This window comes from Microbacterium sp. LMI1-1-1.1 (assembly GCF_040815675.1).
Classification (GTDB): Bacteria; Actinomycetota; Actinomycetes; order Actinomycetales; family Microbacteriaceae; genus Microbacterium.
Window position 1 is genome coordinate 639,715 of the sequence record NZ_JBFPNN010000001.1, and the last position, 25,894, is coordinate 665,608.

The 25,894-nt window shown below is 72.5% G+C and carries 30 protein-coding genes and 2 tRNA genes; 15 read left to right on the forward strand and 17 right to left on the reverse strand.

Annotated features, from left to right (window positions below):
- Positions 1-15 precede the first annotated feature (15 nt).
- Positions 16-336: a hypothetical protein gene (locus MRBLMI1_RS02975; protein WP_367726658.1), complete on the forward strand. Its 321-nt coding sequence runs from the start codon at positions 16-18 to the stop codon at positions 334-336.
- On the forward strand, positions 311-907 hold the full coding sequence (locus MRBLMI1_RS02980) for a hypothetical protein (RefSeq protein ID WP_367726659.1): 597 nt from the start codon (positions 311-313) through the stop codon (positions 905-907). The genes MRBLMI1_RS02975 and MRBLMI1_RS02980 overlap by 26 nt, the downstream gene beginning before the upstream one ends.
- Before the next feature lie 405 nt (positions 908-1,312).
- Here MRBLMI1_RS02980 and MRBLMI1_RS02985 read toward each other — a convergent pair whose 3' ends face one another.
- From MRBLMI1_RS02985 to MRBLMI1_RS03010, 6 genes are all read right to left on the reverse strand, one after another.
- Entirely contained in the window at positions 1,313-1,795 is a 483-nt protein-coding gene (locus MRBLMI1_RS02985; protein ID WP_367726660.1) for a DUF2017 family protein, read from the reverse strand.
- Entirely contained in the window at positions 1,792-2,091 is a 300-nt protein-coding gene (gene clpS, locus MRBLMI1_RS02990; protein ID WP_414685758.1) for an ATP-dependent Clp protease adapter ClpS, read from the reverse strand. The genes MRBLMI1_RS02985 and clpS overlap by 4 nt, the downstream gene beginning before the upstream one ends.
- Complete coding sequence (locus MRBLMI1_RS02995) at positions 2,091-2,468, reverse strand: metallopeptidase family protein (protein ID WP_367727564.1); 378 nt, start codon at positions 2,466-2,468, stop codon at positions 2,091-2,093. The genes clpS and MRBLMI1_RS02995 overlap by 1 nt, the downstream gene beginning before the upstream one ends.
- A 150-nt stretch (positions 2,469-2,618) precedes the next feature.
- Positions 2,619-2,694: transfer RNA gene (locus tag MRBLMI1_RS03000), tRNA-His, on the reverse strand.
- A 36-nt stretch (positions 2,695-2,730) separates the two neighbouring features.
- On the reverse strand, positions 2,731-3,357 hold the full coding sequence (gene orn, locus MRBLMI1_RS03005; protein WP_367726662.1) for an oligoribonuclease: 627 nt from the start codon (positions 3,355-3,357) through the stop codon (positions 2,731-2,733).
- Between the two features lie 38 nt (positions 3,358-3,395).
- Positions 3,396-3,468 (reverse strand) — tRNA-Arg (locus tag MRBLMI1_RS03010).
- Between the two features lie 103 nt (positions 3,469-3,571).
- On the opposite strand from MRBLMI1_RS03010, the gene MRBLMI1_RS03015 reads away from it, so the two are divergent.
- Positions 3,572-3,781, forward strand: a complete 210-nt coding sequence (locus tag MRBLMI1_RS03015) for a methyltransferase (RefSeq protein WP_367726663.1) — start codon at positions 3,572-3,574, stop codon at positions 3,779-3,781.
- Positions 3,782-3,789: 8 nt separating this feature from the next.
- Here MRBLMI1_RS03015 and MRBLMI1_RS03020 read toward each other — a convergent pair whose 3' ends face one another.
- Entirely contained in the window at positions 3,790-4,398 is a 609-nt protein-coding gene (locus tag MRBLMI1_RS03020; RefSeq protein ID WP_367726664.1) for a YczE/YyaS/YitT family protein, read from the reverse strand.
- A 61-nt stretch (positions 4,399-4,459) separates the two neighbouring features.
- Here MRBLMI1_RS03020 and MRBLMI1_RS03025 point away from each other — a divergent pair, with 61 nt between their 5' ends.
- Positions 4,460-5,884: a PLP-dependent aminotransferase family protein gene (locus tag MRBLMI1_RS03025; protein WP_367726665.1), complete on the forward strand. Its 1,425-nt coding sequence runs from the start codon at positions 4,460-4,462 to the stop codon at positions 5,882-5,884.
- Between the two features lie 123 nt (positions 5,885-6,007).
- Here the strand turns inward: MRBLMI1_RS03025 and MRBLMI1_RS03030 are convergent, their stop codons facing one another.
- Positions 6,008-6,265: a hypothetical protein gene (locus tag MRBLMI1_RS03030; protein WP_367726666.1), complete on the reverse strand. Its 258-nt coding sequence runs from the start codon at positions 6,263-6,265 to the stop codon at positions 6,008-6,010.
- A gap of 204 nt (positions 6,266-6,469) precedes the next feature.
- Here MRBLMI1_RS03030 and MRBLMI1_RS03035 point away from each other — a divergent pair, with 204 nt between their 5' ends.
- The 4 genes from MRBLMI1_RS03035 to MRBLMI1_RS03050 all read left to right on the forward strand — a co-directional run bounded on the left by MRBLMI1_RS03035 (position 6,470) and on the right by MRBLMI1_RS03050 (position 9,837).
- Positions 6,470-7,033 carry a single-stranded DNA-binding protein gene (locus MRBLMI1_RS03035; protein ID WP_367726667.1) on the forward strand — a complete coding sequence of 188 codons (564 nt, stop codon included), beginning with the start codon at positions 6,470-6,472 and terminating at the stop codon, positions 7,031-7,033.
- A gap of 32 nt (positions 7,034-7,065) precedes the next feature.
- Positions 7,066-7,551, forward strand: a complete 486-nt coding sequence (locus MRBLMI1_RS03040) for a DUF6993 domain-containing protein (RefSeq protein WP_367726668.1) — start codon at positions 7,066-7,068, stop codon at positions 7,549-7,551.
- Positions 7,552-7,603: 52 nt separating this feature from the next.
- Positions 7,604-9,283, forward strand: a complete 1,680-nt coding sequence (ettA, locus tag MRBLMI1_RS03045) for an energy-dependent translational throttle protein EttA (RefSeq protein ID WP_367726669.1) — start codon at positions 7,604-7,606, stop codon at positions 9,281-9,283.
- Between the two features lie 92 nt (positions 9,284-9,375).
- Positions 9,376-9,837, forward strand: coding sequence for an acyl-CoA thioesterase (locus MRBLMI1_RS03050; protein ID WP_367727567.1), 462 nt, complete (start codon positions 9,376-9,378; stop codon positions 9,835-9,837).
- A 49-nt stretch (positions 9,838-9,886) separates the two neighbouring features.
- Here MRBLMI1_RS03050 and MRBLMI1_RS03055 read toward each other — a convergent pair whose 3' ends face one another.
- Entirely contained in the window at positions 9,887-10,726 is an 840-nt protein-coding gene (locus MRBLMI1_RS03055) for an acyl-CoA thioesterase (protein WP_367727574.1), read from the reverse strand.
- An 83-nt stretch (positions 10,727-10,809) separates the two neighbouring features.
- Between MRBLMI1_RS03055 and MRBLMI1_RS03060 the strand changes: the two genes are divergently transcribed.
- A complete protein-coding gene (locus MRBLMI1_RS03060; RefSeq protein ID WP_367726670.1) occupies positions 10,810-11,481 on the forward strand; it encodes a hypothetical protein in 672 nt (223 codons plus the stop codon).
- A 183-nt stretch (positions 11,482-11,664) separates the two neighbouring features.
- Positions 11,665-12,522 (forward strand): cation-transporting ATPase, encoded by an 858-nt coding sequence (locus tag MRBLMI1_RS03065; RefSeq protein WP_367726671.1) that lies wholly within the window; start codon positions 11,665-11,667, stop codon positions 12,520-12,522.
- 92 nt (positions 12,523-12,614) lie between these two features.
- On the opposite strand, the gene MRBLMI1_RS03070 is transcribed toward MRBLMI1_RS03065, so the two are convergent.
- The 3 genes from MRBLMI1_RS03070 to pepN all read right to left on the reverse strand — a co-directional run bounded on the left by MRBLMI1_RS03070 (position 12,615) and on the right by pepN (position 16,945).
- Positions 12,615-13,064 (reverse strand): globin, encoded by a 450-nt coding sequence (locus MRBLMI1_RS03070; protein WP_387054099.1) that lies wholly within the window; start codon positions 13,062-13,064, stop codon positions 12,615-12,617.
- On the reverse strand, positions 13,061-14,296 hold the full coding sequence (locus tag MRBLMI1_RS03075; protein WP_367726672.1) for a mechanosensitive ion channel family protein: 1,236 nt from the start codon (positions 14,294-14,296) through the stop codon (positions 13,061-13,063). Before MRBLMI1_RS03075 ends, MRBLMI1_RS03070 begins: the two co-directional genes overlap by 4 nt.
- Before the next feature lie 102 nt (positions 14,297-14,398).
- Positions 14,399-16,945 carry an aminopeptidase N gene (gene pepN, locus MRBLMI1_RS03080; protein ID WP_367726673.1) on the reverse strand — a complete coding sequence of 849 codons (2,547 nt, stop codon included), beginning with the start codon at positions 16,943-16,945 and terminating at the stop codon, positions 14,399-14,401.
- 127 nt (positions 16,946-17,072) lie between these two features.
- On the opposite strand from pepN, the gene MRBLMI1_RS03085 reads away from it, so the two are divergent.
- The 4 genes from MRBLMI1_RS03085 (at position 17,073) to MRBLMI1_RS03100 (ending at position 21,443) form a co-directional block, all read left to right on the forward strand.
- Positions 17,073-18,260: a ferrochelatase gene (locus MRBLMI1_RS03085; RefSeq protein WP_367726674.1), complete on the forward strand. Its 1,188-nt coding sequence runs from the start codon at positions 17,073-17,075 to the stop codon at positions 18,258-18,260.
- Positions 18,261-18,412: 152 nt separating this feature from the next.
- Positions 18,413-18,961 carry a ribose-5-phosphate isomerase gene (locus MRBLMI1_RS03090; RefSeq protein WP_367726675.1) on the forward strand — a complete coding sequence of 183 codons (549 nt, stop codon included), beginning with the start codon at positions 18,413-18,415 and terminating at the stop codon, positions 18,959-18,961.
- On the forward strand, positions 18,961-19,950 hold the full coding sequence (locus tag MRBLMI1_RS03095) for an Fpg/Nei family DNA glycosylase (RefSeq protein ID WP_367726676.1): 990 nt from the start codon (positions 18,961-18,963) through the stop codon (positions 19,948-19,950). Before MRBLMI1_RS03090 ends, MRBLMI1_RS03095 begins: the two co-directional genes overlap by 1 nt.
- Positions 19,938-21,443: an amidohydrolase gene (locus tag MRBLMI1_RS03100; RefSeq protein WP_414685804.1), complete on the forward strand. Its 1,506-nt coding sequence runs from the start codon at positions 19,938-19,940 to the stop codon at positions 21,441-21,443. Before MRBLMI1_RS03095 ends, MRBLMI1_RS03100 begins: the two co-directional genes overlap by 13 nt.
- An 82-nt stretch (positions 21,444-21,525) precedes the next feature.
- On the opposite strand, the gene MRBLMI1_RS03105 is transcribed toward MRBLMI1_RS03100, so the two are convergent.
- The 5 genes from MRBLMI1_RS03105 to MRBLMI1_RS03125 form a co-directional block, all read right to left on the reverse strand.
- Positions 21,526-22,011: a Dps family protein gene (locus MRBLMI1_RS03105; RefSeq protein WP_367726677.1), complete on the reverse strand. Its 486-nt coding sequence runs from the start codon at positions 22,009-22,011 to the stop codon at positions 21,526-21,528.
- A gap of 110 nt (positions 22,012-22,121) precedes the next feature.
- The gene (locus MRBLMI1_RS03110) at positions 22,122-23,453 is read right to left on the reverse strand and encodes a signal peptidase I (protein WP_367726678.1); all 1,332 of its coding nucleotides are present in this window, start codon (positions 23,451-23,453) and stop codon (positions 22,122-22,124) included.
- Complete coding sequence (locus MRBLMI1_RS03115) at positions 23,450-23,941, reverse strand: hypothetical protein (protein WP_367726679.1); 492 nt, start codon at positions 23,939-23,941, stop codon at positions 23,450-23,452. Before MRBLMI1_RS03115 ends, MRBLMI1_RS03110 begins: the two co-directional genes overlap by 4 nt.
- Positions 23,938-24,468: a hypothetical protein gene (locus tag MRBLMI1_RS03120; protein ID WP_367726680.1), complete on the reverse strand. Its 531-nt coding sequence runs from the start codon at positions 24,466-24,468 to the stop codon at positions 23,938-23,940. The genes MRBLMI1_RS03115 and MRBLMI1_RS03120 overlap by 4 nt, the downstream gene beginning before the upstream one ends.
- A 12-nt stretch (positions 24,469-24,480) precedes the next feature.
- Positions 24,481-25,101 (reverse strand): alternate-type signal peptide domain-containing protein, encoded by a 621-nt coding sequence (locus tag MRBLMI1_RS03125; protein ID WP_367726681.1) that lies wholly within the window; start codon positions 25,099-25,101, stop codon positions 24,481-24,483.
- Positions 25,102-25,280: 179 nt separating this feature from the next.
- Here MRBLMI1_RS03125 and MRBLMI1_RS03130 point away from each other — a divergent pair, with 179 nt between their 5' ends.
- Entirely contained in the window at positions 25,281-25,850 is a 570-nt protein-coding gene (locus MRBLMI1_RS03130) for a gamma carbonic anhydrase family protein (protein WP_367726682.1), read from the forward strand.
- Positions 25,851-25,894: the final 44 nt, after the last annotated feature.

Sequence of the window (25,894 nt, forward strand, 5' to 3'; positions counted from 1 at the left end):
CGGTACGGTGAGTCCATGCCCAACATCGCATTGGAACTCGGCAAGCAGTCCACCAGCTTCGGCGTCACCGCCGCGTACGGCGAGCAGCAGGACGTCGACGGTGTGCGCATCGTCCCGGTCGCGCTGACCTGGGCGGGCTTCGGCGGCGGGTCCGACGAGCAGGGCAACGGCGGCGGCGGGGGCGGCGGCTACACCCTGCCGCTCGGCGCGTACGTCCGCCGCGGCGACGACCTGCGCTTCGAGCCCAACATCGTGTCGCTCCTGGCCGTCGGCGTCCCGTTCGTGTGGGTCGCCGGTCGCGCGCTCAGCCGTGTCATCCGCGCCCTCAAGAAGTAACGCCGCAGACCCCGTCGACACCGCGCTGACGCAGGCCGTCGGCGCGGTGCTCGCGCGTGTGCGGGCGGTGGGGGCCGCCAATCCCGTCGTCCTGGTCGACGGTCGGAGCGGGGCGGGCAAGTCCTCGCTGGCCCGCCGGATCGTCGCGGCCTGGCCGCGGCCGGGTCGTGTGCAGCTCGTCGCCCTCGACGACCTCTACCCCGGATGGGACGGCCTCGTCGACGGCGCCGAGTACGCGCGCGCCCAGGTCCTCGTCCCGCACGCGAAGGGGCTCATCGGGATCTGGGAGCGCTGGGACTGGGAGGCGGACGCGCGCGCCGAGGCCCACGCGGTCGATCCGGCGCTGCCGCTCATCGTCGAGGGGGCGGGGGTTCTCACCTCAGCCTCGGCGCCGCTGGGCGACGTCACCGTGTGGGTGGACGCGCCGACCGCCGTCCGCCGGCGACGGGGGCTGGACCGCGACGGGGACACGTACCGTCCGCACTGGGACCGCTGGGCCGCGCAGGAGGATGCCCACATCGCGGCGCACGCGCCGGCATCCCTCGCCTCCCTCGTCATCGAGGTGCCCTGACCCCTGGGCTCACGGGGTCGGGCGTCGGCCGGGGGAGGAGATGTCGCGGCGGGAGGATCCCCGGGGCCTGGATGCCGCCTCCTCAGGCCGCATCCCCTCCCTTCCCCGACGCGGGTCGGCGTCAGCCGGGGGAGGAGATATCGCGACGGGAGGATCCCAGGGCCTGGATGCCGCCTCCTCAGGCCGCATCCCCTCCCTTGCCCGACGCGGGTCGGCGTCGGCCGGGGGAGGAGATGTCGCGACGGGAGGATCCCCGGGGCCTGGATGCCACCTCCTCAGGCCGCATCCCCTCCCTTCCCCGACGCGGGTCGGCGTCGGCCGGGGGAGGAGATATCGCGACGGGAGGATCCCTGGGCCTGGATGCCGCCTCCTCAGGCCGCATCCCCTCCCTTCCCCGACGCGGGTTCAGCGCTCGTCGAGCACGCGGACGAGGCCGTCCAAGCGGTAGCCGACCCAGTCGTAGATCCCGAAGCGGGGATCGTCCGGACGGTGATCGTCCTCGTCCTGGATGCCGAGCCGCTCGGCCAGCACGAGGCGCACGGCCGAGAGGGTCCGCATCCAGGCCATGGCCTCCAGCTCGCTGAGGGCGACGGCGATCGTCGTATCCGCATCGCTGTCGGGGTCGACGGCGACCCCGTCCGTCGCGAGCGTGGACAGCAGGGTCCGCGCGTCCTCCGCCCGGCGCGCGAGCATGTCGTCTCCGGTGAGGCGGCGGAACTCGCGGCTCGCCTCCGGGTCGTCGGGGTAGGCGTCGGGGAGCAGGCGCGCGACCGCCGGGTCGTCGGTCTCGCGGGTCGAGCCCACGAGGTCGGCGAACTGGCCGACCAGGCCGGCGAGGTGGAGCGCCTCGAGATGACTGATCTCGAGGACGACGATGCGGTCGTTCATGCGGGGTCCTTCCGGACGGTGGCCCAGAGGCCGTAGTCGTGCATCGCGTGCACGTGCGCCTCCATGACCTCGCGCGGTCCGCGGGCGACGACGGCGTGCCCGTCGTGGTGCACGGCGAGCATCAGCCGCTCGGCCGTGGCGGCGTCGAACCCGAAGTAGGTGCGGAAGACGTGCGAGACGTAGCTCATGAGGTTGACGGGGTCGTTCCAGACGACGGTCTGCCACGAGGAGGGCGGGACGGATGCCAGCTCCTCGAGATCGTCGACCTCGATGTCCGGTGTGGCCAGGCCGGCCATCACGCCCACCCGAGCTCGTGCAGTCGGGCGTCGTCGATGCCGTAGAAGTGGGCGATCTCGTGCACGAGGGTGGTGTGCACCTCGTCGCGCAGCTCGTCCTCGTCGTCGCAGGCGGCGAGATGCGGCTCGCGGTACACGATGATGCGGTCCGGCAGCTCGCCGCCGCCGTAGCGCTCGCGCTCGGTGAGCGCCCACCCGTCGTACAGCCCGAGCAGGTCGAGCGAGCCGTCCTCGGGCCGGTCCTCGACGACGAAGACGACGTTGTCGAGACCGGCGACCATCTCCTCGGGCAGACGGTCCAGCTCGTCCGCGACGAGACGCTCGAACGCATCGGCATCCAGGTCCAGGCCCGGGCGCTCTGCGACCTCGTCGTCCATGCGAGCCCTTTCACGGCCGGTCTGCGGGAGGGATGCCACGGCCCCGACGCGGCGGAACACCCTCCTGATTCTACGGGGGTGGGAGGGGGTGGCATCCGGAGACGACGAAGGCCCGGCGAGACGGATCTCGACCGGGCCCTCGTACAAGGCTGGGGTGGCTAACGGGACTTGAACCCGCGACCCCCGCGACCACAACGCGGTGCTCTACCAACTGAGCTATAGCCACCATGTTCCCGCTCGCGCGGACAACTGAACGATTATGTCACACGTTCGAGGAGAACGACGACACGACGGCGCTGGCCGCGGCGCGCGCCTCGTCGCTCGTGGGGCCCGGCTGGGGCACGAACACGGCCTGTCGGTAGTAGGCCAGCTCGCGGATGGACTCGCGGATGTCGGCGAGCGCGCGATGGCCGCCGTTCTTGGCGGGGGCGTGGATGTAGGCGCGGGTGTACCAGCGGCGCGAGAGCTCCTTGATGCTCGACACGTCGATGCTCCGATAGTGCAGCCACCGGTCGATGCGGGGCATGTACTTGGCCAGGAACATCCGGTCGGTGCCGATCGTGTTGCCCGCCAGCGGCGCCTTGCCCTCGAGCGGGGCGAACCTCTGGATGTACTCCAGCGCCTGGAACTCGGCGTCCGCGAGGCTGACGCCGTGCGGGATCTCGTCGAGGAGTCCGGAGGACCGGTGCATCTCGGTGACGAACTCGCCCATGTTCGCCAGGGCGGAGTCGTCGGGCTTGATGACGATCTGGAAGCCGGGGTCGAGCACGTTCAGCTCGAAATCGGTGACGACGATCGCGATCTCGACGAGCTCGTCGACGTCGAGGTCGAGTCCCGTCATCTCGCAGTCGATCCAGACGAGCCGGTCGTTCTCGGAGGGTCCTACCATCCCGCCATCCTATCGACGGGGGTGCGGCGGGGGATCGGTCCCCCAGACACGATTCGAACGTGTGACCGGCGGATTAGAAGGCCGCTGCTCTATCCACTGAGCTACTGGGGGTCATCGACAGGATATCGCGACCGCGACGCCCGTCCGGGAACGCCCTGGCGGGAGCGCGATCGACGGCGTAGCCTCCGGCCATCACCGAAGGAAGGAGCAATCGATGTCGCAGACCGCCACCTCCCGCGTCTGGGTCGCCTACGGCCCGGCGGGCGTCGTCGGGAAGATCCAGAGGGATGCCGAGGGCTACGCCGTCCACATGGCGGGCAAGCCCGACCGGCTCGGGGTGTACCCGACGATCGAGATCGCGAAGAGCGCCCTGCACGCGCACCTCAAGCCGGGCAGCGACCGGCCGGAGTTCCGCGCGCACTGAGCGCCGCGTCAGACCCGGGCCGGACGGCGAGGACGCCGCGCCGGCTCGGGGATGGCGAGCAGCGGCAGGGCCACGTGCACGAGCGGGCCGATGCCGAGTGCGAACACCACGGTCCCGATCCCGACCGTGCCGCCCAGCAGCCAGCCCAGCGCGAGCACGGACCCCTCGACGACGAGGCGGCACGCCCAGATGGGCCAGCCGAACCGCCCGTGCAGTCCGGTCATCAGCCCGTCGCGCGGCCCCGGTCCGAAGCGTGCGCCGATGTAGAGACCGGATGCCGCCGCCACGAGCACGACCCCGGCGACGAGCATCGCGGCCTGCATCCACAGCTGGTCGGGTCTCGGCAGAACGCCGAGGGCGACCTGCATGCTCGTGCCCACGAGGAGGATGTTGGCGATCGTGCCGACGCCCGGCTTCTGCCGGAGCGGGATCCACAGCAGCAGCACCCCCAGGCCCACGATGTTCGTGATCCACCCCACCCCGACGCCCGTGACGCGCGACAGCCCCTCGGCGAAGACGGTCCAGGGGTCGACGCCGAGTCCGGCGGCGACGGTCAGGGCGCATCCGGTGCCGTAGAGGACGAGTCCGACGACGAGATGCAGGATGCGGCGGGTCATGAGAGAAGCCAATCAGAGGATTGGCTTTCCACATGGATGCCAATTCCCCTAGCGTGGCCGCATGGACTCCCGCATCTCGGCCCGATCGCTCGGCGCGCACCTCGGGGGGTGGCGGGGGAGCGGCCCCGCCTACGAGGCGCTCGCGGACGCGATCCGTCTGCTGTGCCTGGACAACCGCATCGCCCCGCGGACCGTGCTGCCCGCGGAGAGGGAGCTCGCCGCGGCCCTCGGCGTGAGCCGCACCACGGTCGCGGCGACCTACCGCAGCCTGCGCGACACGGGCCACATCGAGAGCCTGCGCGGCAGCGGGAGCGTCACGCTTCCCCTCCGGCGGTCCGGGCCGGTCCGCAACACGCCCGGACTGGATGCCACCGCGATCGACCTGCAGCAGGCGAGCCCGGCCGCCTGGCCCGGTCTGCCCGCGGTGATGACGGAGGTCGCGCAGCAGGCGGCGTCGCTGGTCTCGCGCAGCGGCTACGACGTCATCGGCGCCCCCGCCCTGCGGGACGCCGTCGCCGCGCGGTACAGCGCCCGTGGCATCCCGACCTCTCCGGACGAGGTCCTCATCACCACGGGTGCGCAGAGCGCGATCCATCTGCTCGCGTCGGTGCTCGTCGGGCGCGCCGACCGGGTGCTGATGGAGACGCCGACGTATCCCCACGCCGCGGAGGCGTTCCGACAGGGCGGGGCGCGCCTGGTCGGCGTACCCGTGGACGTCGACGCCGGGTGGGACCTGGACCGTGCGACGCAGGCCTTCGCCCGCACCCACCCGACGCTCGCCTACCTGATGCCCGACTTCCAGAACCCCACCGGACGGTCGATGTCGGCGGCGGAGGTCGATGCTTTCGTCGCCGGAGCCGAGGCGTCCGGGACGGTCCTCGTCCTCGATGAGACCACCGCCGATCTCGCGATCGACCGCCCGAGCGCCCCGGTGCCGTTCCCGACCGGGGTCCGGACGGTGCGGATCGGCTCGCTGGGGAAGACGGTGTGGGGCGGGCTCCGCGTCGGGTGGGTGCGCGCGGACGCCGACGTCGTCCGCCGCCTCGCGAGCGGCCGGCCCGTCCACGACCTGGGGACGCCGGAGTTCGAGCAAGCGGTCGCGACGGCGCTGCTGCCCCGCCTCGACGAGATCACCGCCCAGCGCGGGCAGGTGCTGCGCGAGGGCCGCGACGCCCTCCGCTCGGCCCTGCAGCGCCGGTTCCCCGAGTGGACCGTGCCGTCCGCGGCGGGCGGGGTGTCGCTGTGGGTGAACATCGGCGAGCCTGTCAGCGGCCCGCTCGTGATGAACGCCCGCAGCCGCGGCCTGTACCTCTCGGCGGGGTCGCGCTTCGCGATCGACGGCGGCCACGACCGGCGGCTGCGGGTGCCGTTCACCGCCCCCGCCGAGACGCTCGTGCGCGCGGTGGACCTGCTGCGGGACGCGTGGGACGACGTCCGTGCCGGCAGTCGCGCCGGCGCGCCGGACGATCTGGCGGCGGTGGTCTGACGAGCGCGGCGGTGGTCTGACGGGCGCGGCGGTGGTCTGACGGGCGCGGCGGTGGTCTGACGAGCGCGGCGGTGGTCTGACGGGCGCGGCGCTGCCGGGTGCCGCGGTCGGTCGTCGCGGCCGTCAGCGTGTGTAGCGCAGGCACTCCAGCGCGTCCGACGACGACCAGAACTCGCCGAGCGCACGGAACCGTCCGCTGGCCGAGTGGAAGCGCTCGGCGGCGTAGCGCCAGTCGCCGTCGGTCGCGATCGCGCGGATGTGACCGACGACCACTCCCCGCGGATCGGCGATGCGCCAGAGTCCTGCTGCCACGTGCGTCATCCGGCCCCACCCGGACAGGCGCGGAGCCGGTGCGGGGTCGTTCCAGAGTGCGGTGCTCATGCGGAGAACGTAGCGCCGACCTCCGACATCGCCGCGGGTGCGCCGGAGGCCACCTCTCCTCCTCAACCAGCCGATTCGGCGACGCGTCCCCGAAGCGGCCGATCCGGCCCTCTCCGCGGTTCCGCCCCCGCGCATCATGGACGCCACCCCGGCGCTCGGAGGGCACTCGAGCGCCGGGGCATCGACCCGCAGAGAGGACACATCATGAGCGACACCATCACCATCGTCGGCAACATCGTCAGCGACCTGGAGGAGCGGACGACCCGGGGCGGCGACGCGGTCGCGGCCTTCCGCGTCGCGTCGGGCGAGCGCAAGTACGACCGCGACCGCGGCGAGTGGATCGACGTCCACACGAACTTCTACTCGGTCTCGGTCTTCGGCGAGCTCGGCCGTCACGCGCTGGCTTCGCTGCGCAAGGGACAGCGTGTGCTCCTGACGGGGCGGCTCCGTCTGCGCGAGTGGGAGACGGATGCCAAGCGCGGCGTGAGCGCCGACATCACGGCATCCGCGATCGGACACGATCTGCGCTGGGGCGTGACGAGCTTCGACCGCCCGCGGACGGCCGCACCGACGACCTCGGACCCGTCCCCCGAGCGCCAGGAGGACGCATGGGCGGTGCCCGACATCGGCGCGGCCGAGGGGCTCGGCGACGGCGACCTCAGTGCGTCCGCCCCCGGACCGATCGACGGCGCCGTCGCGGACGCACCGTCGGAGACGCCGACGGCGGAGCCGGCCCTGGTCGGTCACGCGGACGCGCAGCCGTTCTGAGGAGCGCTCGGGTTGTTCGTAGACTCGAGCGCGTGACGACCACGACCGCTCGCCTCGCCGGCGCCCTGGCGATCGCGGCCACCCTCGCGCTCTCCGGCTGCGCCCCCGAGCCCGCACCGGTGCCCACGCCCACCTCCTCCTCGGAGGCGAGCACGGCACCGACGGAGTCGGCGGCGCCGGCAGCGCCGGCCCTCGTTCCCGGAGGGTCGGCCGCCGACAACCTGCCCTTCTTCACGCAGATCGTCGCAAGCGTCTGGGCGGGCGACGGCCGCAGCGCCGGCCGGTCCTACATCGACGCGCTCACGGCCGGCGGGTTCGACAAGGCCGCGATGCAGGTCACCGAGGACACCTCGACGGTGGGCAACGCGGCCGAGAGCATCCAGTTCTCGGTCCGCTGGGGCGAGGACTGCCTCATCGGCCAGGTCGGGCCGGCCACGGGGGACCCTGTCACGACGGTCGTCGGGGGGCTGCCCTCCGGCGGGTGCCTGATGGGGCAGACGCGCCCCATCGACTGGTGACCTGACCGGCGGAGGCGGACGACGGGGCGACCCGCCCTAGACTGGACAGGTTATGGCGGAATATATCTACTCCATGGTCCGCGCGCGCAAAGCCGTGGGCGACAAGGTCATCCTCGACGACGTCACGATGGCGTTCCTCCCCGGCGCCAAGATCGGCATGGTCGGGCCCAACGGTGCGGGCAAGTCCACGATCCTGAAGATCATGGCCGGCCTCGACACCCCCTCGAACGGCGAGGCGAAGCTCAGCCCCGGCTTCTCGGTCGGCATCCTCATGCAGGAGCCGGAGCTCGACGACAGCAAGACGGTCCTGGAGAACATCCAGGACGGTGTGGCGATCAAGCCGAAGCTCGACCGGTTCAACGAGATCTCGGCCCTCATGGCCGATCCCGACGCCGACTTCGATGCCCTGCTGGCCGAGATGGGGACGCTGCAGGAGGAGATCGACGCGGCCGACGGCTGGGACCTCGACTCCCAGCTCGAACAGGCGATGGACGCGCTGCGCACACCGCCGGCGGACGCCTCGGTCGTCCCGCTCTCGGGTGGTGAGCGCCGCCGCGTCGCACTGGCGAAGCTCCTGCTGCAGAAGCCCGACCTGCTCCTGCTCGACGAGCCGACCAACCACCTCGACGCCGAGAGCGTGCTCTGGCTCGAGCAGCACCTCAAGGCGTACAAGGGCGCGGTCATCGCGATCACGCACGACCGGTACTTCCTCGACAACGTCGCGGAGTGGATCGCCGAGGTCGACCGCGGCCACCTCTACCCGTACGAGGGCAACTACTCGACCTACCTCGAGAAGAAGGAGCAGCGCCTCGAGGTTCAGGGCAAGAAGGACGCCAAGCTCGCCAAGCGCCTCAAGGAGGAGCTGGAGTGGGTGCGGTCCAACGCCAAGGGCCGTCAGGTGAAGTCCAAGGCGCGTCTCGCGCGCTACGAGGAGATGGCGGCGGAGGCCGAGCGCACGCGCAAGCTGGACTTCGACGAGATCCAGATCCCCGCGGGTCCGCGCCTGGGCAGCATCGTCATCGACGCCAAGAAGCTCGAGAAGAGCTTCGGCGACCGCTCGCTCATCAGCAACCTCAGCTTCAACCTCCCGCCGAACGGCATCGTCGGCGTCATCGGCCCGAACGGCGTCGGCAAGACGACGCTCTTCAAGACGATCGTCGGCCTGGAGCCGCTCGACGGCGGCACGCTCAAGATCGGCGAGACGGTCAAGATCAGCTACGTCGACCAGTCGCGCGCCAACATCGACCCGAACAAGACGCTGTGGGAGGTCGTCTCCGACGGTCTCGACATCATCACGGTCGGCAAGACCGAGATCCCCTCGCGCGCCTACGTGTCCAAGTTCGGCTTCAAGGGACCCGACCAGCAGAAGAAGGCCGGCGTGCTCTCCGGTGGTGAGCGCAACCGCCTGAACCTGGCGCTGACGCTCAAGGAGGGCGGCAACCTGCTGCTCCTCGACGAGCCGACCAACGACCTCGACGTGGAGACCCTGAGCTCGCTCGAGAACGCGCTGCTGGAGTTCCCGGGCTGCGCCGTGGTCATCACGCACGACCGGTGGTTCCTGGACCGCATCGCGACCCACATCCTCGCCTACGAGGGCACGGAGGAGAACCCGGACCAGTGGCACTGGTTCGAGGGGAACTTCGAGGCCTACGAGGCGAACAAGATCGAGCGTCTCGGTCCCGACGCCGCCAACCCGTCGCGGTCGAGCTACCGCAAGCTGACGCGCGACTGACGACCGTGTCCGACGAGAACGTCCCGCCCGCCGGCGAGGCGACCCACCGGGAGGGTCCGGCCACCGCCGGGCCCTCCCGTCTCCACGTCCCCATCCCGTTGCGGTGGGGCGATCTCGACGCGCTGGGCCACGTCAACAACACCTCGATGCTCAAGCTCCTCGAGGAGGCCCGTCTGCGCGCGTTCTGGCGCGGCGACGACGACGCGGCGGCCCTGCCCACGGCGGTCTTCGACATGTCGGTGCTCGAGAGCGGCGGGGAGCGGGCGACGCTCATCGCGCGGCAGGAGATCGAGTACCTGCGCCCCGTCCCGTACAGCCAGCGTCCCCTCGACGTGCGCATGTGGATCGGTGCGATGGGCGGCTCCAGCGCCGACATCTGCTTCGAGGTGTTCAGCCCGGTCGGTGCCGGGGAGCCGGTGCTCTACGCGCGGGCGACGGCGGTCGTCGTCCTCGTCGACACGGCCAGCGGCCGCCCCATCCGGTGGAGCGCCGCCGAGCGGGACGCCTGGGCGCCCTACGTCGGCGACCCCATCCAGTACCGTCGTCGCGGCTGAGCCCGCGGGCGCTGGTCATCCCCGCGGGTACGGGGCCCGCGGACCCGGGTCAGTCCCGCGGGACGCGGACCATGACCTCCTGCGCGACGCTGGCGACGAGCTCACCGGCGCGCGTGTAGATCCGTCCGGTCGACAGGCCGCGGCCGCCGCGGGCGTTCGGCGACTCCTGCACGTACAGCAGCCAGTCGTCCACGCGGGCGGGGCGGTGCCACCACATCGCGTGGTCGAGGCTGGCCACCTTGAGCCCCGGGAGGCTCCAGGCGATGCCGTGGGCCCGCATGATGGGCTCCTGGATCGTCAGGTCGCTCAAGTACGCCAGTGCGGCGCGGTGGACCGCGGGGTCGTCGGGAAGCGCCCGCCGCGCGCGCATCCAGACCGCCTGCCGCGGCACGTGCGCCCCCTCGACCTCGGTGTAGATCGGCGACGGCACGTGCAGCACGTCCACCGGACGGTCGGAGAACATGCGCCGGCTGAGCGGGTGGACGGCGGACGCGTCGAACGGGGGGAGCTCCTCGGGCGTCGGGACGCCCTCCGGCATCGGCTCGTGGTGCTCGAGGCCGGGATCCTCGTCCTGGAACGACGCGATCATCGAGAAGATCGGCACCCCCGCCTGGAACGCCTGCGTCCGGCGCGTCGAGAACGACCGTCCGTCGTGGATGCGGTCGACCGAGAACGTCAGCGCGTCCCGGGGGTCGCCGGGGCGCAGGAAGTACCCGTGCATCGAGTGCACGGCGCGCTCCGGAGGGAGGGTCCGGGATGCCGCGACGATCGACTGGGCGAGCACCTGGCCGCCGTAGACGCGCCCGAACGGCATGGGCTGCGACACGCCCGTGAAGATGTCCTCGGTCGTGCGGGCCCCGGCGTCGCGCAGGTCGAGCACGGTGAGCATTGCAGCGACGGGATCGACGTCGTCCGTCACGTCCCCTCCGGTCCCGGCGGAGCGGGCGTCCACCGCTTGCTAGTTTAGGGCGGGTGTCCGCGCGCCTGTTGTTCCCCGACCCGCAGGCGGCAGCCGACCTGCTCACCTTCTCCTCCCGGGCCGTGCGTCTCGGCGACGGGACCGTCCGGGTCCGCGCCCAGGGCGGCGTCCTGGTGACGACATCCGCCCCGCTGGCCCCGCGCGGGCTGCTCGACGCGACGCCGACCGTCCTGGGTCTGCGCGTCTCCGCCATCGACCCGGAGCTCGAATGCGACCTCGTCGTCGAGGCATCCGCTCTCCTGCCCGCCCCCGACGACGCCTCGGCCGTGGTCCTGCCCGCCACCGCCACGTCGCCGGCCTGGGCGGGGGTGTCCCCGCCCCGTGCGGGCTGGGAGACGGTGGATGCCGTGGATGCCGCGGTCCTGGCGCAGCGCGCGCAGTACGGCGTCGCCGCGGTGGCGGACGCCCTCCCGGCCGATGCGGGCGAGGACGTCGTCCGTGCGGTGCGGGCTCGCGTCTGGGGCGAGGCGGACGAGGCGCTCGGCGGCCTGCCCCTCGGCACCGCGTTCGCGGCCTTCGCGCTCGGATTCATCGCGGGGGCCGAGGAGGCGGTCGTCCGCCGGAGCGGCGCGTGGACGCGGGTCACCCTCCAGCGCGGTCACGTCCTCGTCCGCGGACCGGTGCGCTCCGGTCTGACGGCGGTGCGCGCGACCGGCACGGCCTGACGCGCTCACCGCCCGCACGCAGGTCGCTCATAGGAGCGTCCCCTACTCTCGACGGAAGCAAGGGGAGTACTCCCGCGCGGTGCGCTCGTCATCACGGATCCACGGTTGGGTCCCGGGCGCCCGGCCCGCAGGGCGGAGGAGACCTTGACGTCGCGGCCTCGGCCGCCGTCGAGAGGTACCCCCATGGCTTCGATCTCCCGTCTGTTCGGCATGGCGTCCCGCGCCGTCGAGAAGATGACCTCCGAGCAGGGCGGACAGCGCTCCGCCTCCCGGTCCCACGCCGCCGGCGGAGCGTCCGGTTCCCGCGACTGGCGCGACATGGTCCGCCAGGCGGCGGACGCCGTGACCGGCGACGGTCGCACGCGTCCGGACACCGCACCTCCCGCGGACCGCTACGCACCTCCGGCGCCGGGCACCACGCCCGGACGGTACGCGCCGCCGAGCGCCGCGGGCTCGACCGCGCCCCTCAGCCCCCAGGACAAGGCCGCGATCGCGCGGTACGACTACCTGCTGCGGACGGCCGACCCCGAGCAGGTCGAGCGCATGCACCGCGAGGCCTTCGAGCGACTGACGCCCGAGCAGCGTGCGCACGTCCGGGCCCGCATGGACGCGGAGCTGAGCCCGCACGAGCGTCCCCGATCCGACGCAGCCGGCGACCTCGCACTCACGGCCGCACGCACCGAGGCGCGCCGGCCGGGGCGGATGTCGACGCTGCTCGCCCGCGCAGGACGCGGCGGGCTCATCGGCGCCGGTGTGGTCGGTGCGGGCGGTCTGCTCGCCGCCGTGGCCGGCGGCGCGATCGTCAGCGCGGTCGCCGCGCCGCTGCTCGCGCAGGCCGGGCAGATGGGCGTCGACTTCGCGGGGATGGCCGAGGGCGTCGACCTCGAGGCGCTCGCCTCCGGTGCGGACCTCGGTGCCGTCGGCGACTGGGCCGGCGGCGCGCAGGACGCCGTCTCCGGCGTCGGCGACCAGGTCAGCGGGTTCGGCGAGCAGCTGTCGAACTTCGAGATCCCCGGACTGGGCGACTTCTTCGGCCGGTGACTTGGGCGTGTCGGGCGCCTGTCAGACCCGGCGGTCGGAACCGAGACCGTGACCCGCGGGGGTGTCGCGACGACACCCCGCGGGTCGCTCTCTCAGTCCGCCCGGTGAACGGACAGGCCGGGACCCGGCCGTCCGGTCTGCTGCGGACCGCCGCCGCGCGGCTCGAACGTGTTGACCATCGCGAAGGCGGCGCGCTCGAGGTAGTCCCACAGCGTCGCCTCCAGCACCGGCGGCAGGGCGATCTCGTCGACGGCGGCGCGCATGTGCGCCAGCCACCGGTCGCGCGCGTCGGGATCGACGTGGAACGGCATGTGGCGCATCCGCAGACGCGGGTGGCCACGCGTCTCGCCGTACGTGGTCGGCCCGCCCCAGTACTGCGCGAGGAAGAGTGTCAGCCGCTCCGCAGCCGGACCGAGGTCCTCCTCGGGGTACATCGGCTTGAGGACCTCGTCCTCGGCGACGCCGCGGTAGAACGCGTCGACCAGCCGGCGGAAGGTGTCCATGCCGCCGACCTGCTCGTAGAAGGTCACGGGCTCGGTCACGGGGTTCCCTCGGGGTCGGTCTCGTCCGCGCGGACGGCGGGCGGGGTGGGCTTCGGCGTGCCGGCGCCCGGCGCCGGCGGGGTCGGGACGGCCGTCGCGCCGGGGACGTCACCGGTGGAGGACGGGGATGCCGCGGTCTCCGTGCCGTCGTCCGCGTCGGAGAGCTTCACCTTACGCCGCCGCGGACGCCACACCGGCCGCTCCGGCGGGGCGGGCACGGGGGTGGGCTTGGTCTTCGGCGGGTTGGCGCCGCGGACGCGCTGCGCCCCTTCGAGGCCGGTGAGGATGATCGAGTTCAGGTGGGGGAGCGTCAGCCCCATCTCGTCGATGGCGCGCTTGAGCCGGACGCGCAGCTCGCGCGCGACGTCGTCCTTCGCGTTGGCCCGCGTCTTCATGACGAGACGGATGACGAGCGCGTCGCCGCTGACCGACTCGAGCCCCCACACCTCGGGCTGCTCGATGATGCGGGTGCGCCACTTGGCATCCTTCGCCAGGCCTTTCGCCGCGGTGAGCATGGCCTTCTCGACCTCGTCGATGTCGGCGTCCACGGGGACCGCGAGGTCGATGATGACGCGGGACCAGCCCTGCGACATGTTGCCGATGCGGGTGATCTCGCCGTTGCGGACGTACCAGAGCGTGCCGTTGACGTCACGGACGTGCGTCACCCGGACGCTGACGTACTCGACGATGCCGGTCGCCAGACCCAGGTCCACGACGTCGCCGATGCCGATCTGGTCCTCGGCGACGATGAAGATGCCGTTGAGCACGTCCTTGACGATGTTCTGCGCGCCGAAGCCGAGTCCGGCGCCGACGGCCGCGGTCAGCAGCGTGAGGGATGCCAGGGCATTGGGCGCGACGATCCCGGCGATCCAGACGAGCGCCACGACGACGAGGACGACGTTGACGATGTTCTGCAGGATTGTGCCGAGCGTGCGCGTGCGCTGCACCAGCCGCACGGCGGCCAGGGGCGATCGGTCCAGCGCCTGGGTGTCGTCGACGTTGGCCTTGTTCTTGGCGCCGTTGACGACACGGTCGACGACGCGGCGGATGATGCCGCGCAGGATCCAGGCGACGATGACCGTCCCGAGGACGACGCCGAGCACCTGCAGGAGGACGCCGCCGGCGGCGAGGAGGCGGTCGAGCAGCCAGGACCAGGCGGCGGAGTCGGCGAAGTCGCCGATGTCCTCCGGCGCGGTCGGCGTGGGGGAGGGGATGGTGGCGAGGGAAAGCATCCCTTGAATGCTAGCCAGCGGATCTTCGGTGACCGCTGAACGGGCGCGGAACGACGATGGCGGGCACCCCCTCCGGGGCGCCCGCCATCGCACGGGGGACGACTACTGCGCGTCGCGCTCCTGGACCGCCAGGGCCCGCTCGACGCCGGCCAGGTTCTCGCCGACGAGGCGGCGGAGCGCCGGTGCCGCGTCGGTGTGGGCCGCCAGCCAGGCCCGCGTGGCGTCGCGCAGGGCGGTGTTGGCCAGCGCCGCCGGGTAGAGCCCGACGATGAGGTACTGCGCGATCTGGTAGCTGCGCGACTCCCAGACGGGCAGCAGCATCGCGAAGTAGGGCTCGACGAACTCGGCGAGCACGTCGACGGTCGCCGGGTGCGTGAAACCGAGGGCGGCGGAGCGCACGATGGTGTTCGGGGCGTCGGTGCGCTCCACGAGGGCGTCCCAGGACTCCTGCTTCGCCTCGCGGGAGGGGAGCGCCGCCTTCGCCTGCGCGGCGAACTCGCCGCCCTTCGCCGTGTTGTCGGCCGCGCGTGCGGCGTCGATGTCGGCGGCGGTCACCGCACCGGCCGCGGCGAGCGACACGAGCAGCTGCCAGCTGAGGTCGGTGTCGATCTGCAGGCCGTCGAGCGTCGTGTCGCCGTCGCGCAGCGCGCGCACCGTCTCGGCGTGGGCGGGGGTGGATGCCGCCGACGCGAAGGCCGTCACGAACTGCAGCTGGCTGTCGCTGCCGGCCTCCGCGTTCCGCGCCAGCTCCCACAGGCCGTCGGCGACGCGGGTCCGCGCCGCGTCCCGCGTCTCGGGGGTGACGTAGGCGTTGGCGGCCAGCTGCAGCTGGGCCAGCGTCGTCCGCACCGTGGTCGACTCGGTCTCGGAGCCGATGTTCCGCAGGACCAGGTCGATGTAATCGGTCGCCGAGGCCTCGGCATCCCGGGTCTGGTCCCAGGCAGCGCCCCAGACGAGGGAGCGGGCCAGCGGGTCGGAGATGTCCTTGAGGTGGGCGATGGCCGTCGCGAGCGACCGCTCGTCGAGACGGATCTTCGCGTAGGCGAGGTCGTCGTCGTTGAGCAGGACGAGGTCGGGACGACGGATGCCGCGGAGCTCGGCGACCTCGGTCCGGTCGCCGTCGACGTCGAGCTCGACCTGGTGCACGCGCTCCAGCGCGCCGGACTCGGTCAGCGTGTAGAAGCCGACCCCCAGGCGGTGGGGACGGATGGTGGGGTAGTCGGCCGGCGCGGTCTGCACGATCGCGAAGCGCGAGAGCGTGCCGTCCGCCGCCTCCTCGATCAGGGGGGACAGGGTGTTGACGCCCGCGGTCTCCAGCCACTTCTTCGACCAGTCCCCGAGGTCGCGGCCGCTGGTGGCCTCGAGCTCGGAGAGCAGGTCGGTCAGCTCGGTGTTGGACCACTCGTGCTTCTGGAAGTACGCGGCGACACCGGCGAAGAACTGCTCGATCCCGACCCACGCGGCGAGCTGCTTCAGCACCGACCCGCCCTTGGCGTAGGTGATGCCGTCGAAGTTGACCTGCACGTCCTCGAGGTCGTTGATCTCGGCGATGACGGGGTGCGTGGAGGGGAGCTGGTCCTGGCGGTAGGCCCAGGTCTTCTCCATGGCGTTGAACGTCGTCCACGCCTCGGTCCACTCGGTGGCCTCGGCGGTGGCGATCGTGGACGCCCACTCGGCGAAGGACTCGTTGAGCCACAGGCCGTTCCACCACTTCATGGTGACGAGGTCGCCGAACCACATGTGGGCCAGCTCGTGCAGGATCGTCACGACGCGGCGCTCCTTGACCGCGTCGGTGACCTTGCTGCGGAAGACGTACGTCTCGGTGAACGTGACCGCTCCCGCGTTCTCCATCGCGCCCGCGTTGAACTCCGGCACGAACAGCTGGTCGTACTTGGCGAACGGGTAGGGGTAGCCGAACTTCTCCTCGAAGTAGGCGAAGCCCTGCCGGGTCTTGTCGAAGACGTAGTCCGCGTCGAGGTACTGCCACAGGCTCTTGCGGGCGTACACGCCGAGCGGGATCGTGCGACCGTCGGCGCTGGTGAGCTCCGACGTGGTCGAGGCGTACGGGCCCGCCACGAGCGCGGTGATGTACGACGAGATGCGCGGGGTGGGCGCGAAGGTCCAGGTCGCGGCGCCGTCGCCGTGCACCTGCGGCTCGGGCGTCGGGGAGTTCGACACGACCGCCCACGCGGCGTCGGCGGTGACGGTGAACTGGAACGTCGCCTTCAGGTCGGGCTGCTCGAACACCGCGAAGACGCGGCGGGAGTCGGGCACCTCGAACTGCGTGTACAGGTACACCTCGCCGTCGACCGGGTCGACGAAGCGGTGCAGGCCCTCACCGGTGTTGGTGTACTCGCAGTCGGCGTCGACGACGAGCTCGTTCTCGGCCTCGAGGCCCTCGAGCGCGATGCGCGAGTCGGCGAAGGCGTCCACGGAGATGTCGCGGCCGTTCAGCCGGATCGAGCGGACCTCGCGGGCGATCAGGTCGATGAAGGTCGAGGCGCCGGGCGTCGCGGAGAAGCGCACGACCGCGCGGGACCCGAACACCTCGGCGCCGCGGCGCAGGTCGAGGGCGATCTCGTACGCGTGGGTGTCGACGATCGCGCGGCGCTCCTGCGCTTCGCTGCGGGTGAGGTTCTCTCCTGGCACTGGCGTTCTCCCGGGGATGTGGGTGGGATGGTCGCGGATGACGCTGCTGGCGCCGACGACAACCAGATAAGCCTAGTCACGAGACAACCCGGGTCCAGGCTCCCCCCGCAGGTGCGAAAATCATGACGTGACTTCGAGCGACACGGACACCAGCACCGACACCGTCCTCTTCGCGTCGCCCGCGGCGGCCTCCGGTCCCAAGTGGGTCGAGACGCCCGTGGCGTACGACGGCATCCTCCTGGCCGGCTTCGGCGGCCCCGAGGGGCAAGAGGACGTCATCCCCTTCCTGCGCAACGTCACGCGCGGACGCGGGATCCCCGACGAGCGCCTAGAGGAGGTCGCTCACCACTATCGTCACTTCGGCGGCGTGAGCCCCATCAACCAGCACAACCGCGAGCTCAAGGCCGCCCTGCAGGCGGAGATCGACAAGCGCGGCCTCGGCCTGCCGGTGTACTGGGGCAATCGCAACTGGGCCCCGTACCTGGAGGAGGCGGTCACCGAGGCCGCCGAGGCCGGGCACACGACGCTGCTGGCCATCGCGACGAGCGCGTACAGCTCGTTCTCCAGCTGCCGGCAGTACCGCGAGGACTACGCGCGGGTGCTCGAGGCCACGAACCTGGGCGACACGGTCACCATCGACAAGGTGCGGCAGTTCTTCGACCACCCCGGTTTCGTCTCGACGTTCGTCGAGGGCGTCCGGGATGCCGTCAAGGCCTTCGTCGCGGACGGGATCGCCCCCGAGAAGATCCGCGTGCTGTTCTCGACGCACTCCATCCCGACGGCGGACGCGCAGCGATCCGGCCCGCGTGACGTCGACTTCGGTGAGGGCGGCGCCTACGCGGCCCAGCACAAGGCCGTCGCGGCGTTCGTGATGGCCGAGGTCGCCGCGGCCGTCGCCGACGTCGAGTGGGAGCTCGTCTACCAGTCGCGGTCGGGTCCGCCCACGCAGCCCTGGCTCGAGCCCGACGTCAACGACGTCATCGCCGAGCTGCCCGGCCGCGGCGCCGAGGCGGTCGTCATCGTGCCGCTGGGCTTCGTCAGCGACCACATGGAGGTGCTCTGGGACCTCGACACCGAGGCCATGGAGGCGGCCGAGGAGGCCGGCATCCGCGCCGTCCGCACCCCGACGCCCGGGATCGACCCCGCCTACGTGTCGGGTCTGATCGACCTCGTCGAGGAGCGTCTGAAGGGCACGCCGAAGTCGGAGCGCCCTCACCTGACAGATCTCGGCCCCTGGTACGACGTCTGCCGTCCGGGGTGCTGCGAGAACGTCCGCGCGGGCTTCAAGCCCGTGGCCGCCGGCATCCTCCCCTGACGATCGCCTTCCGCCGCGCCGCCCGGACCCTGGTGCCCGGGCGGCGCGGTCGTGTCCGCGCCCCGACGCGGGACGAGCCCGTGTCCGGGCGGACGCGGCAGCGTCCCCGTCACGTCCGCCCGGGTCCGGACGCTTCTCAATAGGATTCCCGTATGCGCATTCACATCGGCACCGATCACGCCGGTCTCGAGTTCTCCACCCAGCTCCAGCACCACCTCGCCGGACAGGGCCACGACGTCGTGGACCACGGCCCGATCGAGTACGACCCGCTCGACGACTACCCCGCGTTCTGCATCCGTGCGGCGGAGGCGGTCGTCCGCGACCAGGCCGCGGGCGTCGAGGCGCTCGGCGTCGTGTTCGGCGGTTCCGGCAACGGCGAGCAGATCGCGGCGAACAAGGTCCTGGGCGTCCGTGCGGCGCTCGTGTGGAGCATCGCCACCGCCGAACTCGCCCGCGAGCACAATGACGCGAACGTCATCGCCATCGGCGCCCGCCAGCACACGTTCGACGAGGCCGTGTCGTTCATCGACCGGTTCCTCGCCACCCCGTTCTCGGGCGAGGAGCGTCACGCGCGCCGCATCGGCCAGCTCGCCGCCTACGAGCAGGACGGTAGCCTCCTGCCCGACCCGCGCGAGCAGGACGGCCCGGGCCGCCCCGACGTCCTCGACGCGAGCGACGCGTTCGACCCCGAGGCAGGCTGATGCCCGAAGGGCATTCCGTCCACCGCATCGCGCGCCAGTTCGACCGCAACATCGTGGGGCGTGTCGTCGCGGCATCCAGTCCCCAGGGACGCTTCGCCGAGGGCGCTGCCGTCCTCGACGGGCGCGAGGCGGTCGAGGTGCGCGCGGTCGCGAAGCAGATGTTCCTGCGCTTCGACGGCGACGTGTGGCTGCGGGTCCACCTCGGCATGTACGGGGCGTGGGACTTCGCCGGCGACGTCGTGGTCGACGCGACGATCGCGTCCTCCAACGGGCGCATGGGGCAGACCAACCAGCGCGGCACGGTCCTGGACGAGGAGATCCTGGATGCCGCCGGCGAGAACTCGCTGACCTCGATCGGCGCCCCGCGGCGCACGCGCGTCCGCATGTCGGAGCAGACGACCGGCCTCGACGAGCAGGTCGAGTGGCCGCCGCCGGTCGTCGGACAGGTCCGGCTCCGACTACTGACCGAGACGACCTGCGCGGACCTGCGCGGACCCACCGCCTGCGTGCTGCAGACCCCGGACGAGGTCGCCGCGACGATCGCCAAGCTCGGCCCCGACCCGCTCGTGGACGACGCGGCCGAGGGCGAGGAGCGGTTCACCGCCACCGTCCGGCGCAAGCCCACGCCCATCGGCCTCCTGCTGATGGACCAAGCGGTCGTGAGCGGCATCGGCAACGTGTACCGCGCGGAGCTGCTCTTCCGTGCCCGGCAGAACCCGCACACCCCGGGGCGCGACGTCCCGGAGGAGGTCGTACGCGGAATCTGGCGCGACTGGGTCCGGCTGCTCGCGATCGGCGTCGAGACCGGCCAGATGATGACGATGGACGACCTCGATCCCGAGGCCTATCGCCGCGCGATGGCGCACCGGGACGACCGGCACTGGGTCTACCACCGCGCCGGCCTGCCGTGCCGCGTCTGCGGGACGACGGTGCTGATGGAGGAGGCCGCCGGGCGCAAGCTCTACTGGTGCCCGCGGTGCCAGGCGTGATCGGCGATCAGGCGGCCTTCGTCCGGGCGGTGCGCGTCGCCGGACCCGGGCGCGAGCTGCTGCCCACGCCGGAGCCCGTCGACCTCGTCCTCGCGGACGGTCGCATCGTCGACATCGCCCCGACCGGCAACCTCCGTCCGCGCGGCGGCGCCGTGGTCGAGGGCGACGGCGCCTGGCTGCTGCCGGGCCTCTGGGACCACCACGTCCACGTCCTGCAGTGGGCCCTCGCGGCGGAGCGCGTCCCCCTCGGAGACGTCGCGACGGCGCACGACGCCGCGGTCATCATGGGGCTGGCCCCCGTGGTGGAGGGACGGCGCGTCGGCTCGGGCTTCCGCGACGGGCTCTGGCCCGACGTCCCGAGCCTGGAGATCCTGGATGCCGCCACCGACGAGGTCCCGACCTACCTGATCAACGCCGACGTGCACAGTGTGTGGCTGAACTCGGCGGCGTTCCGCCGGGAGGGGTTCGCACCCGTGGCATCCGGTCTCCTGAAGGAGGAGGACGCCTTCGAGATCTCGCGGCGCCTCAACGCGGTGGACCCGGCGCACGCCGACGCCGCCGTGGCGCGGATGGCCCGGGCGGCGGCGTCCCGGGGCGTGGTCGGCATCGTCGACCTGGACATGACGTGGAACGACGAGCCGTGGCAGCGGCGGGTGGCCGGGGGCTTCGACACGCTGCGCGTGTCGTACGGGACGTATCCGCAGCACCTCGACCGGGCGATCGCGGAAGGTCTGCGGACGGGCGATCCCGTGCGGGGGAGCTCTCACGGACTGGTGCGGGTCGGACCGCTGAAGGCCATCACCGACGGGTCGCTGGGCACGCGCACCGCGGCGTGCGGCCACCACTACCCCGGGGAGCCGGGCAACACGGGGCTGCTGACGATCGGGCCCGACGAGCTGCTCGACATGATGACGCGCGCCACGGCCGCCGGTCTCGACTGCGCCATTCACGCGATCGGCGACGTCGCCAACGCGCACGCGCTCGACGCCTACGCCCGGACGGGCGCGACGGGCACCATCGAGCACGCGCAGCTCGTCAACCACACCGACATCCCGCGGTTCGCCCGTCTCGGCGTGGCCGCGAGCGTGCAGCCCGAGCATGCGCTGGACGACCGGGACATGACCGACACGATCTGGGCGGAGCAGTCCGCCCAGCCGTACCCGCTGCGCGCGCTGGCCGACAGCGGCGTGAACCTCCGGTTCGGATCCGACGCCCCGGTGGCGCCGCTGGACCCGTGGGCCGCGATGGCCTCGGCCGTCTACCGCACGCGGGACGGGCGGGACGCCTGGCAGCCGCACCAGCGCGTGGACATCGACACCGCCATCGCGGCATCCACGGCGGGCGGCTCGACGACGCCGGCCGAGATCGCCCCCGGCGCGGTGGCCGACCTGGTGATCGTCGGCGCCGATCCGCGCATCGCGGACGAGCGCGGGCTGCGGGCGATGCCGGTGCTGACGACGCTGCTGGCGGGCCGGGTCACGCACTGCGCCTGAGCAGCGATCCCGCGAGGACGTTGGGGAGACGCGAAGAGGGGGCGACGCCGACGCGTCGCCCCCTCTTCTGAGGATGCCGTGATCAGGCGGCGAGGTGTGCGAAGAGGAACCAGCGGTCCTTGTCGAGGCCGCGCTTGATCTCGATCGCGACGTCCTGGCTGGACATGTCGATCTCGTCGAGGCCCTCGATGGCGGTCTCGATGTCGATCAGGACGGCGTCGATGTCGGCGATGACCGCACGGATCATGACGTCGGACTGGGCGAAGCCGGCGGGCACCTCGGTCGCCTTGGCCTTGGCGGTGACCGTCGACAGACGCGAGTCGATGGGCAGACCGAGGGCGACGATGCGCTCCGCGGCCAGGTCGGCCCACTCCTGCGCGTGGGCGACGACGGTGTCGAGGAGCTCGTGCACGCCGATGAAGTTCGAGCCGCGCACGTGCCAGTGGGCCTGCTTGCCGTTGACGACGAGGGCCTCGAGGCCGTGGACGACGGGGGAGAGGAACTGGGCGGTGCCGGCGGCCATCGTCGGGTCGACGGTGGTGGCGGCGGGGGTCTGGACGGTGCTCATGAGGTCTCCTGCAAAGTGGGCGTCTGTCGTGTTGGCTGCAACGCTACTCGGCTGAGATCATTCCGCAAGCAAGATGAGGCTGGGCTAAACCCCCGGTGGGAAGGGAATCCTCACCTTCCTCCGTCGGGGGTGCGCCGGTGCCGCCGCAGGGCCAGGCCGAGGGTCGTCAGCGCCGCGGCGACGAGGAGCAGCGCGGGAAGAGTCGCGAGGTCCGGGCCGGTGCGGGGCAGGGCGGTCGGGTCGGAAGCCGCCTCCGCTGGGGCGCTGCCCGTCAGACGTACCCACGGGACGACGTCGGCGCGGGAGCGCCGTGTGTCGTTGGCGGCCGCGGCATCCATCCGCATGCCCACCTCGACACGGACGGATTCACCCGGATCGAGCAGCCGGCTGCGCCATTCGTCCCCTGCGCCGAGGGCGGTGCCGTCGACGACGAGGGCGAGGGATGCCGCCAGTGCGCTGCCCGCGGAACCGGTGTCGAGGCGCAGGGCGGCGACGGCGGGGTCGGGTCCGGCGTTGCGGATCCACAGGTCGACAACGACGGTCCGCCCGGGGACGAACGCGCCGACGTCGGAGAAGACGGGGAACACCGGGCCGCTCGCGTAGGTCGCGCCGTCGGTGCTCAGCTGCAGGTACGCGGCTGCGGGGGCGGGGTCGGCGCGCGGCGCGGAGGTGGCTGCGAGCCCGGCGGGGGAGGCGCGTGCGGGGTCGGCGGCTGCGGGGTCGGCGGGGGAGGCGCTCGCGGGGTCCGCGGGGGAGGCGGCGGCCGCGGGCGGCGGCGGTGCGGCGAGGAGGGGGCCGGCGCCGAGCGCCAGGGCGACCAGGGCGGAGAGGGCGCGTCGACGTCCCCGCCCGCGGACGGCGTCGACGACGAGGAGGGCGACGCCGTACCCCACGATCGCTACCCCGGCCGCGACGATGAGCGTGCCGCGCTCCTGTCCGCCCAGGAGGACGCCCGGGTAGCCGAGCCACGGGACGGCGTAAACCACGATCCCCCGGATCTGCTCCGCCTGGACCGGGGGATCGTCGACGTCGTTCGCATCGCCGCGGGTGAGGAGGAGGCGGTCGCCGCCGGTGCTGCTGGTCGTGCCGACGACCCGGTGCGTCACGACGGTCGGCTCGCCCGACCGCAGCTGGAACGTGATGACGTCGCCGATGCGGATGTCGTCGACGGGGGTCTCGCGGACCGCGACGAGTGAGCCCGGCGGCATCCCGGGTCTCATGCTGCCGGTGAGCACCGTGTACGTGTGGGCGCCCAGGAGGAACGGCAGGACGATCGTCAGCAGGGCGAACGCGGACAGGGTGAGCAGAAGGGTCCAGCCGGCGATGCTGCGCGCCCGCGCCCAGCCGCGGCGGGCGGGACGTCGGCGACCGCTCCGTCGGGTCGCGCCCTCCGCCGCGGACCGGAGCGGGATGCCGCCGGGGGCGGTCCGAGGGGCGCTCATACGCACCGGACGCTTCCCACGACGGTGCCGACGACCCCGGTCAGGCCGATGGTCCGGGTGTCGCTCTCGGGTGAGCGCCATTCGCCCGTCCGCGCCACGACGGAGACGATGGGGGTCCCCGTCGACAGGAGGGTGCCGAGCAAGAGGGTCAGGAGCCCGCCGCGCACCTCGAAGGCCGTCCCCGTCGTCGTGCCGATCCGCTCGCGTGCCGCTCCGGACGTGCTGCCGACGAGCACGTCGTAGGAGGTCGCGTGGTCGACCGCCGGCCACGACACGTAGGCGTAGCTGACGCCGAGCAGGCCGTCCGCACGGGTCTCGCAGCCGATCGCCGGCGCGGTCAGCCGGCCCGCCGAGAGCGCGGCCGTCGGGGTGGGGACGCTCGCGCGCCAGGCGGCGTCGGCGGAGGAGGGGATGCCGCCGAGCACGAGCGCGAGGACGGCGGCGAGCACCGGGGCGGCGGCGCGGGGGCGCGGGGAGGTGGGGCTCATGAGGTGACCTGGTCGGCGACGACGTGGATGGTGGGCACCAGCGCCCGCCCCTGCAGGTCGCTGGGGGCGGTGGGGGCGAGCGTCATGCGCAGGCACAGGTCCACGGTGTCGGTCGGCCCGTACCCGCCCGCCGGGGCATAGCCGGCGGACGGGAGGGCGGTGCCGCCGCACGCGCCGCGGTACAGCTGCGTGGTGACGTGGCCGGCGAAGCCGTCGCCGAAGGTGACGGTGGCCGAGACCTTCCACCGCAGGGTGGCGCCGGCGCCGGTGCCGCTGACGCGCAGGAGCCCGGTGTCGCGGGTCTCGCCGGGGAAGATCGGGGTCCACGTCGGCGGCGTCCCGACCCAGGCCGTCGTGATCGCGAGCGAGCCTGCCGTCACGGGGGCGGCGTCGACGTCGACGCGGCGTTCCCACAGGCCGTGGGCGGCTGCGGTCCCCGTCGCGAGGACGAGGACCGCAGCCAGCGGTGCCGCCCACCGGAGGCGATGTCCGACGCCGCTGCCGCCGTCGGTGTCGCGGGCGGGCATGCGGGCGCGACCTCAGTCCGCGACCTGGGTCAGGGAGAAGACGAGGTTGCTGAGGTCCAGGGTGGTGTTCGCGCCGAGCTGGCCCGTGGTGGCGGGGTCGAAGGTGATGGTCACCTGTGCCGTGAGCTCCCCGTCGGTGTCCGGGGTGATGCGGTACGTGTCGTCGACGGCGGACCCGAGGCCGGTGACCGCGAGGTCCACGTCCACGTAGGGGGCGAGCGCTCCACCCACGACGTCGGTCGAGCTGAGCGAGAGGTCGGCGGCGAGGGTGTCGCCCTCCAGGACGACCTCGAGCGGCTGCGTGAGCGTCAGGACGTCGCCGGGCACGATGCGCACGGCGGAGATGGTGGCCGGGTCGAGGGTGAGCAGGCCGCCGACGAGACCCTGCAGGGTCCAGACGCCCTCGGTGGTGTCGAGCAGGAGGTCGAGGTTGCCCGACTCGATCGGGCCGGCGGTGAGGGCGGTCTGGGTCGACCAGACGGCGAGGGTGCCGGTGCCGCCCAGCAGGAGGGCCGTTCCGGCGGCGATGGCGGCGATCGCCGTGCCCTTCGTGCGGCGCCGGGTCTGCGGGCGGGCCTCCGGGCGGTCGCGGCGGCGGGAGGGGGCGGGTGTCGGGGCGAGATCGACGGACATGGATGCTCCTGGGTGTGTGTGCTGCGGGATTCCTGCCCGGAATCTATGAGCGGGCTGAGGAAACGCGAGTACTGATCCGGTGGCATCCCGTAATCCACCCGTGCGGGCCGGTAGCTCCCGGCGTTCCCGGACGACTACCGAGGGGGTCGACGGGCGGCCGGCTTCGGTAGTGTCGGCGCATGCCGATCGCTCCGGACGCCTCCGTGCTCGCCCTGCCCGACGCCGTTCCGGTCGTCGACGCGTCGGCGTTCGTCGCCGCCGGGGCGCGAATCATCGGGGCGGTCACCCTGCGGGAGGGGGCGAGCGTCTGGTACAACGCCGTGGTGCGCGGCGACAGCGCGTCCATCGAGCTCGGCGCGGGAAGCAACCTGCAGGACAACGTCGCCGTCCACGTCGACCAGGGGCGGCCGGTCGTCATCGGCGAGAACGTGTCGGTCGGGCACAACGCTGTCGTGCACGGGTGCACCATCGGCGACGGCTCGCTCATCGGCATGGGCAGCGTCGTCCTGTCGGGTGCGGAGATCGGACCCGGATGCCTCGTGGCCGGGGGTGCGGTCGTGCTCGAGGGCAGCGTCATCCCGGCAGGGTCGCTGGTGGCCGGCGTGCCCGCGAAGGTGCGGCGGGCCCTCACCGATGAGGAGCGCGTGAAGATCCTGCGGAACGCCGAGATCTACCGGGCCCATTCGGCGCGGCACGCGGGTGCCGTCGCCGTCGAGCCGGGTGTGCGTCTGGACCGTCCGATCGACTGACGCGTCCGCATTGTCAACGTCGGTGTCGCCGGAGCGATGCCGGT

Excerpts from the sequence above, each read along its gene's own strand:
- MRBLMI1_RS03065 (WP_367726671.1), top strand. The coding sequence starts at position 11,665 with ATGGCTTCGATCTCCCGTCTGTTCGGCATGGCGTCCCGCGCCGTCGAG.
- orn (WP_367726662.1), bottom strand. The coding sequence starts at position 3,357 with ATGGTAGGACCCTCCGAGAACGACCGGCTCGTCTGGATCGACTGCGAG.
- MRBLMI1_RS03020 (WP_367726664.1), bottom strand. The coding sequence starts at position 4,398 with ATGACCCGCCGCATCCTGCATCTCGTCGTCGGACTCGTCCTCTACGGC.
- MRBLMI1_RS03105 (WP_367726677.1), bottom strand. The coding sequence starts at position 22,011 with ATGAGCACCGTCCAGACCCCCGCCGCCACCACCGTCGACCCGACGATG.
- MRBLMI1_RS03115 (WP_367726679.1), bottom strand. The coding sequence starts at position 23,941 with ATGAGCCCCACCTCCCCGCGCCCCCGCGCCGCCGCCCCGGTGCTCGCC.
- MRBLMI1_RS03015 (WP_367726663.1), top strand. The coding sequence starts at position 3,572 with ATGTCGCAGACCGCCACCTCCCGCGTCTGGGTCGCCTACGGCCCGGCG.
- ettA (WP_367726669.1), top strand. The coding sequence starts at position 7,604 with ATGGCGGAATATATCTACTCCATGGTCCGCGCGCGCAAAGCCGTGGGC.
- MRBLMI1_RS02975 (WP_367726658.1), top strand. The coding sequence starts at position 16 with ATGCCCAACATCGCATTGGAACTCGGCAAGCAGTCCACCAGCTTCGGC.
- MRBLMI1_RS03025 (WP_367726665.1), top strand. The coding sequence starts at position 4,460 with ATGGACTCCCGCATCTCGGCCCGATCGCTCGGCGCGCACCTCGGGGGG.
- MRBLMI1_RS03035 (WP_367726667.1), top strand. The coding sequence starts at position 6,470 with ATGAGCGACACCATCACCATCGTCGGCAACATCGTCAGCGACCTGGAG.
- clpS (WP_414685758.1), bottom strand. The coding sequence starts at position 2,091 with ATGGCCGGCCTGGCCACACCGGACATCGAGGTCGACGATCTCGAGGAG.
- MRBLMI1_RS03125 (WP_367726681.1), bottom strand. The coding sequence starts at position 25,101 with ATGTCCGTCGATCTCGCCCCGACACCCGCCCCCTCCCGCCGCCGCGAC.
- MRBLMI1_RS03095 (WP_367726676.1), top strand. The coding sequence starts at position 18,961 with ATGCCCGAAGGGCATTCCGTCCACCGCATCGCGCGCCAGTTCGACCGC.
- MRBLMI1_RS03055 (WP_367727574.1), bottom strand. The coding sequence starts at position 10,726 with ATGCTCACCGTGCTCGACCTGCGCGACGCCGGGGCCCGCACGACCGAG.
- MRBLMI1_RS03130 (WP_367726682.1), top strand. The coding sequence starts at position 25,281 with ATGCCGATCGCTCCGGACGCCTCCGTGCTCGCCCTGCCCGACGCCGTT.
- MRBLMI1_RS03090 (WP_367726675.1), top strand. The coding sequence starts at position 18,413 with ATGCGCATTCACATCGGCACCGATCACGCCGGTCTCGAGTTCTCCACC.
- MRBLMI1_RS03030 (WP_367726666.1), bottom strand. The coding sequence starts at position 6,265 with ATGAGCACCGCACTCTGGAACGACCCCGCACCGGCTCCGCGCCTGTCC.
- MRBLMI1_RS03075 (WP_367726672.1), bottom strand. The coding sequence starts at position 14,296 with ATGCTTTCCCTCGCCACCATCCCCTCCCCCACGCCGACCGCGCCGGAG.
- MRBLMI1_RS03110 (WP_367726678.1), bottom strand. The coding sequence starts at position 23,453 with ATGAGCGCCCCTCGGACCGCCCCCGGCGGCATCCCGCTCCGGTCCGCG.
- MRBLMI1_RS03120 (WP_367726680.1), bottom strand. The coding sequence starts at position 24,468 with ATGCCCGCCCGCGACACCGACGGCGGCAGCGGCGTCGGACATCGCCTC.
- MRBLMI1_RS02995 (WP_367727564.1), bottom strand. The coding sequence starts at position 2,468 with ATGGACGACGAGGTCGCAGAGCGCCCGGGCCTGGACCTGGATGCCGAT.
- MRBLMI1_RS02985 (WP_367726660.1), bottom strand. The coding sequence starts at position 1,795 with ATGAACGACCGCATCGTCGTCCTCGAGATCAGTCATCTCGAGGCGCTC.